We start from the raw sequence: 4,538 nt of genomic DNA, 5'->3' as shown, positions 1-4,538 counted from the left end.
GGGCAACAGCAGAGCGGCGCAACTTTTATCTGATGTAATGAGTTCCAACTGTGGGAGCGGCGGTGCGACGATTCGACTTGCTCGCGAAGGCGGTGGGTCAGCCAATGAATTTGTTAACTGACACACCGCCTTCGCGAGCAAGCCCGCTCCCACAGTTTTGACCCAGTTCGGCTTCAGATATCAGTTCGCCGCTACACCACAGATCTGCTTTTTTGTGGGAGCTGGCTTGTCGGGTCGCCGCACCGCTGCGATGCAGGCACCTCGGTTTATCAGTGACACGCAAGTGATGCCATCGCAGGCAAGCCAGCTCCCACCTTGACCGAGTGCGGTTTGATTGATTGGGCCGCCACCGGGCCTCGGCAGTTACGCCAGCTCTTGCTGTTGATCCGCTTTTGCTTCAACCACTCAGGTCGGGTTTCAGGCCGCCGTGCTCTGCTTTTGATCGCCCCGTCACGGCGGCCCACGGATTCAGGCCGGAGTGAGGGCACACCGAGCCGGAGGCGAGGTGCTGAGTGGAGGGGCAAGAGCCTTTTGGTTACTTTTGGCTGGGCCGGCATTCCGGCTCCTTTCAAAAGTGACCCGCTGTAAGAGCGGAACCGATATCCGCCCTCACCCAAAAAACGGATACACACCCAGCCCTCAGTTCAGCCCTCTACCAGCGGCGGCGTACGCGGCGGAACCAGACGCTTGCTCCCCGTCGCCTCATACGCCGAAGCAAACCTCAACAACGCCGAATCATCATAAGCACGCCCGGCAAACGTCAGCCCGACCGGCATGCCGATATCCGCCATCACGCCCATCGGCACGGTAACGGTCGGCACGCCCAGGTGGCGAATCGCGAGGTTACCGTTAGCGACCCAAATACCATTGCTCCACGCGATATCAGCCGACGCTTCGTTGACATCCGCATCCGCCGGACCGACATCCGCCACCGTCGGAAACAACACCGCATCCAGCCCCAGCGTGTCCATCCAGTCTTCCAGGTCCACGCGCCGGGTGTGTTCCAGGCCGCGCAAACCGTCGGGCACGGTGCTGATCTCGTTCCAGGGCGTGATCCCACGCTCGGCCATGCGCACGTATTCGTCCATGCCGGCAGCCAGGTCGTCCTCACGGTTGGGCAGGGTGCCCGGGTCGTGGGGGAAGATCTTCGGTCCGTCCACATCCGCCAAGCGGTTCAGCGTCGGGTCGCCGTTAGCGCGCAGGAAGTCATCGAAGGCCCAGGCCGACAGTTCCCACAATTCGTCGCGCAGAAATTCCTTGGACACCAAGCCTCGGGTAAACACCGTCGGCGCGCCAGGGCGGTCGCCTTCGCAGTTGGACACCAGGGGGAAGTCCACCTCGATGACTTCAGCACCGGCCGCTTCCAGCGCCTGGCGTGCGGCGTGCCACAGGTCGATGACGCTGGCGCGGGTGTTGATCTTTTGCCCGGTCGGGCCGCCGATTCCGGGCTTTTCGCTGGTGCCAGCGTCCGGGTCAGCATTGATGTACATGCGCGGCACGCCGAAACGCTTGCCGGCGAGGGCGTCGCTGTTGACGGCCAGTTCCGCGTAAGCCGCCGGGCGCACCGAGGCCACGCTCGGAATCGGTACCCAGGGTTGCAGGCGCCACAAGTCGCCACGGGTGTCGGGGTCTTGCGCGACTACTACGTCGAGCACTTCGAGCAGGTCGGCCATGGTGCGCGCGTAAGGCACCACCACGTCCATGGTCGGCGTCAGCGGCCAGTTGCCGCGCACCGAAATCACGCCACGGGACGGCGTGTAGGCACACAAACCATTGTTGGATGCGGGGCCGCGGCCGCTTGACCACGTCTCTTCCGCCAGGCCGAACGCCGCGAAGCTCGCCGCCGTCGCGGTGCCGGCACCGTTGGACGAGCCGGACGCAAACGGTGCCGTCAGGTAGTCGGCGTTGTAAGGGCTTTCGGCGCGGCCATACACGCCGCGCTGCATCCCGCCGTTGGCCATCGGCGGCATGTTGGTCTTGCCCAGGCAGATGGCGCCGCCGGCGCGCAGGCGTTCGATGGTGAAGGCATCGCGATGGGCGGTCAGCTTGGCGAACGCCGGGCTGCCGGAGGCCGCCGTCAGGCCTTTCACCAAATAGCTGTCTTTGGCCGTGTAAGGAATGCCATCCAGTGGCCCGAGGGTTTCGCCCTTGGCGCGGCGTGCATCGGACGCTTCGGCTTCCTTGAGGGCGTCGGGGTTGCGCACCACCACGGCGTTCAACGCGGTGGCGGTGTGCGGGCCATCGTAGGCATCGATCCGCGCCAGGTAGGCCTGGACCAGTTCAATGGCCGTGGTCTGGCCGCTTTCAAGCGCAGCGCGCAATTGGGCAATGGAGACTTCGGTAACTTGCATCACGTTTTTTTCGCCGCCTTCAAGTGGGAGGTATGGCGGCAGTCTACGTACAGATATTTCACAAAACCAGCGTCGCATACGCGGCATGGGCGGCGCGCATGACCTGCCACGTAGGCGCGTCAGCCGGAATCAGATGCTCGATGCGCAGCGAGGTAAGCGTAATGTCCTGGGGCATGCCGAAAGTGGTGAAGGTTGACAGGAAGTTCAGTTCGCCCTGGGTAGAGCGCAGACGCGTCAGCACCAATGGCGGCATGTGTGTGGGCAACTCGGTGCTGGTCGGCACCGGCAGGCTCGCCAACAAAGCCGCCAGTACAGGGTTACCCAGTGCCTCGCGGGTCGCACGCTGCCAGGCGAGGGTGCGGATTTCTTCAGCATTGATCAGGTGATCGCCCAGGCCACCGGTTTGCAGCAAGGTGCTGAGTAAATTCAGCCCCTCGGCCGCATCAGGCTTGAGGCCCACCAATTCAAATAACACACGGGTGCTGGCATTCGCCGCCAACACTTCCCACTGGCTGCCCAACAGGATCGCCGGGGCGGGGTTGTTGGCGTGCAACACGTGGTTGACGGCTTCACGAATGGCGGCCATGGCCGTGGAGGCGAGCGGGGTCGCGGGGTAACGCGGGGCGAAACCGGCGGCAAGGAACACAGTGTTGCGCTGGTCCAGCGGGGTTTCCAATGCCGCCAGCACAGTGTGCAGCGTGCCCGGGCTCGGTTTGGCGCGGCCGGTTTCGATACAGCTGAGGTGGCGTTGGGAAATGCCCGTGATTAGGGCCAGGTCCAGTTGGCTCAACTTGGCGTGTCGACGCAGGTGGCGCAGGTGTTCGCCGGCAGTAGTGTCCATGGCGTGTTCATGACCTCCGAGGTCATTGCGAGGGCTGCAACCTTATCACTATGGTGAGCCTCGATCACTTCAAGGAAGACACCATGCGCAGACCTTATAGTGCCCTGGCCGCGTTGCTCGGATTTTCGCTGTACACGCTGGCAACGATGTTGACGGCTGAACAGTCACTGCTGACGTTTGGACGGCAATTGATGTCAAGGCCGGACACCGCGCAAGTGGTGATCGACCTGTACCTGATGGCAATGCTGGCCTGTGTATGGATGTATCGCGATGCGCTCGGGCGAGGGCGATCGGTGGTCTCTGTGTTGCCGTATTGTGTGCTCACGGCGGTATTCGTGTCGGTGGGGCCGCTGCTCTATATCGTCGTCAATGGGTTTCGCGATGAATGAAGCACGGGATGTCTATACCCTATGCGTGCTGGTCTTGTGTCTGAAAATGTTCGCAATCTCTGTGTATCAGGGATTCTTTCGAATCAGAAGCAAGTCGTTCACCAATCATGACGATGCTGCTTTCTTCAAGCAGCTGCCGCTCTCGGAAGAACTGCCGCAGGTCGGTCGGGCAGCCAAGGCGTGGGCCAATGACCTGGAGAATATCCCGCTGTTTTTTGTGTTGGGCGGGTTGTGTGTTGCGTTGGGGGTATCGGCGACGGCCACTGCTGGGTTGTCGTGGGGATTTACCCTGGCTCGCTTGATACACACCGTCACGTATCTCGCAGCGTGGCAGCCGTGGCGTACGCTGGCCTATGGCGCGGGGGTGGGTTGCCTGTGCGGGCTAGGCGCTATGCTGTGCGCAACACTGATGTAGGCGCTCGCCTGCTTGCCGACACCTCAGCAATAACGCCTGCGTTCTGAAGGCGTACGGTGGTCTGGCGTTTTTCGCGAGCAAGCGAGCGCCCACAGAGGCGGTTGAGAGTTAAGGGTTGAGATACGCCTGATAATTCTCTTTGGTGATCTGCTGATAAGGAATCGTCAGCTCAGCCGTGTAGGCCTCTTTCTTGACCATCTTCACCGCCAGATCTATCGCGCCCACGGCTTGGCCTTTGTTGTCCTGGTAAGCCGTCACCAGCAACTGCCCTTTCTTGATTGCATCCAGCCCGGCCGAGCCGCCGTCGCTGCCGGCTACCAGAATATCCTTGCCCGGCTGCATGCCTGCCTGGCTGATCGCCATGGCCGCGCCGATTGCCATTTCATCCGCATTGGCTGCCACGGCGTCGATTTTCTTGCCGGACACAATCCAGTTGTTCATCAGGTCAATGGCTTTACTTCGCTGCCATTCGGCGCTTTGTTCCTCGACGATTTTGATCCCGGGGTAGTCCTTGAGCACATTCTTCACGCCCTGGGTGCGGT

At 61.8% G+C, this 4,538-nt stretch carries 5 protein-coding genes; 2 read left to right on the top strand and 3 right to left on the bottom strand.

Annotated features, from left to right (window positions below):
* Positions 1–644 precede the first annotated feature (644 nt).
* On the bottom strand, positions 645–2,354 hold the full coding sequence (locus WBB95_RS22645) for an amidase (protein ID WP_424489602.1): 1,710 nt from the start codon (positions 2,352–2,354) through the stop codon (positions 645–647).
* 55 nt (positions 2,355–2,409) lie between these two features.
* Positions 2,410–3,192: a helix-turn-helix domain-containing protein gene (locus WBB95_RS22640; protein WP_424489601.1), complete on the bottom strand. Its 783-nt coding sequence runs from the start codon at positions 3,190–3,192 to the stop codon at positions 2,410–2,412.
* An 83-nt stretch (positions 3,193–3,275) separates the two neighbouring features.
* Between WBB95_RS22640 and WBB95_RS22635 the strand changes: the two genes are divergently transcribed.
* Positions 3,276–3,581 (top strand): DUF2834 domain-containing protein, encoded by a 306-nt coding sequence (locus WBB95_RS22635; protein WP_424489600.1) that lies wholly within the window; start codon positions 3,276–3,278, stop codon positions 3,579–3,581.
* Positions 3,574–3,996 carry an MAPEG family protein gene (locus WBB95_RS22630; RefSeq protein WP_424489599.1) on the top strand — a complete coding sequence of 141 codons (423 nt, stop codon included), beginning with the start codon at positions 3,574–3,576 and terminating at the stop codon, positions 3,994–3,996. The genes WBB95_RS22635 and WBB95_RS22630 overlap by 8 nt, the downstream gene beginning before the upstream one ends.
* A 108-nt stretch (positions 3,997–4,104) precedes the next feature.
* On the opposite strand, the gene WBB95_RS22625 is transcribed toward WBB95_RS22630, so the two are convergent.
* Positions 4,105–4,538, bottom strand: a 434-nt coding sequence (locus WBB95_RS22625; RefSeq protein ID WP_424489598.1) for a substrate-binding domain-containing protein, incomplete at its 5' end; no start/stop codon positions are given.

The organism is Pseudomonas sp., from assembly GCF_049645325.1.
Lineage (GTDB): Bacteria > Pseudomonadota > Gammaproteobacteria > Pseudomonadales > Pseudomonadaceae > Aquipseudomonas.
The sequence above is the reverse complement of the archived record's forward strand: the minus strand, read 5'-3'. Positions and strand labels throughout refer to the sequence as shown.

Excerpts from the sequence above, each read along its gene's own strand:
- WBB95_RS22640 (WP_424489601.1), bottom strand. The coding sequence starts at position 3,192 with ATGGACACTACTGCCGGCGAACACCTGCGCCACCTGCGTCGACACGCC.
- WBB95_RS22630 (WP_424489599.1), top strand. The coding sequence starts at position 3,574 with ATGAATGAAGCACGGGATGTCTATACCCTATGCGTGCTGGTCTTGTGT.
- WBB95_RS22635 (WP_424489600.1), top strand. The coding sequence starts at position 3,276 with ATGCGCAGACCTTATAGTGCCCTGGCCGCGTTGCTCGGATTTTCGCTG.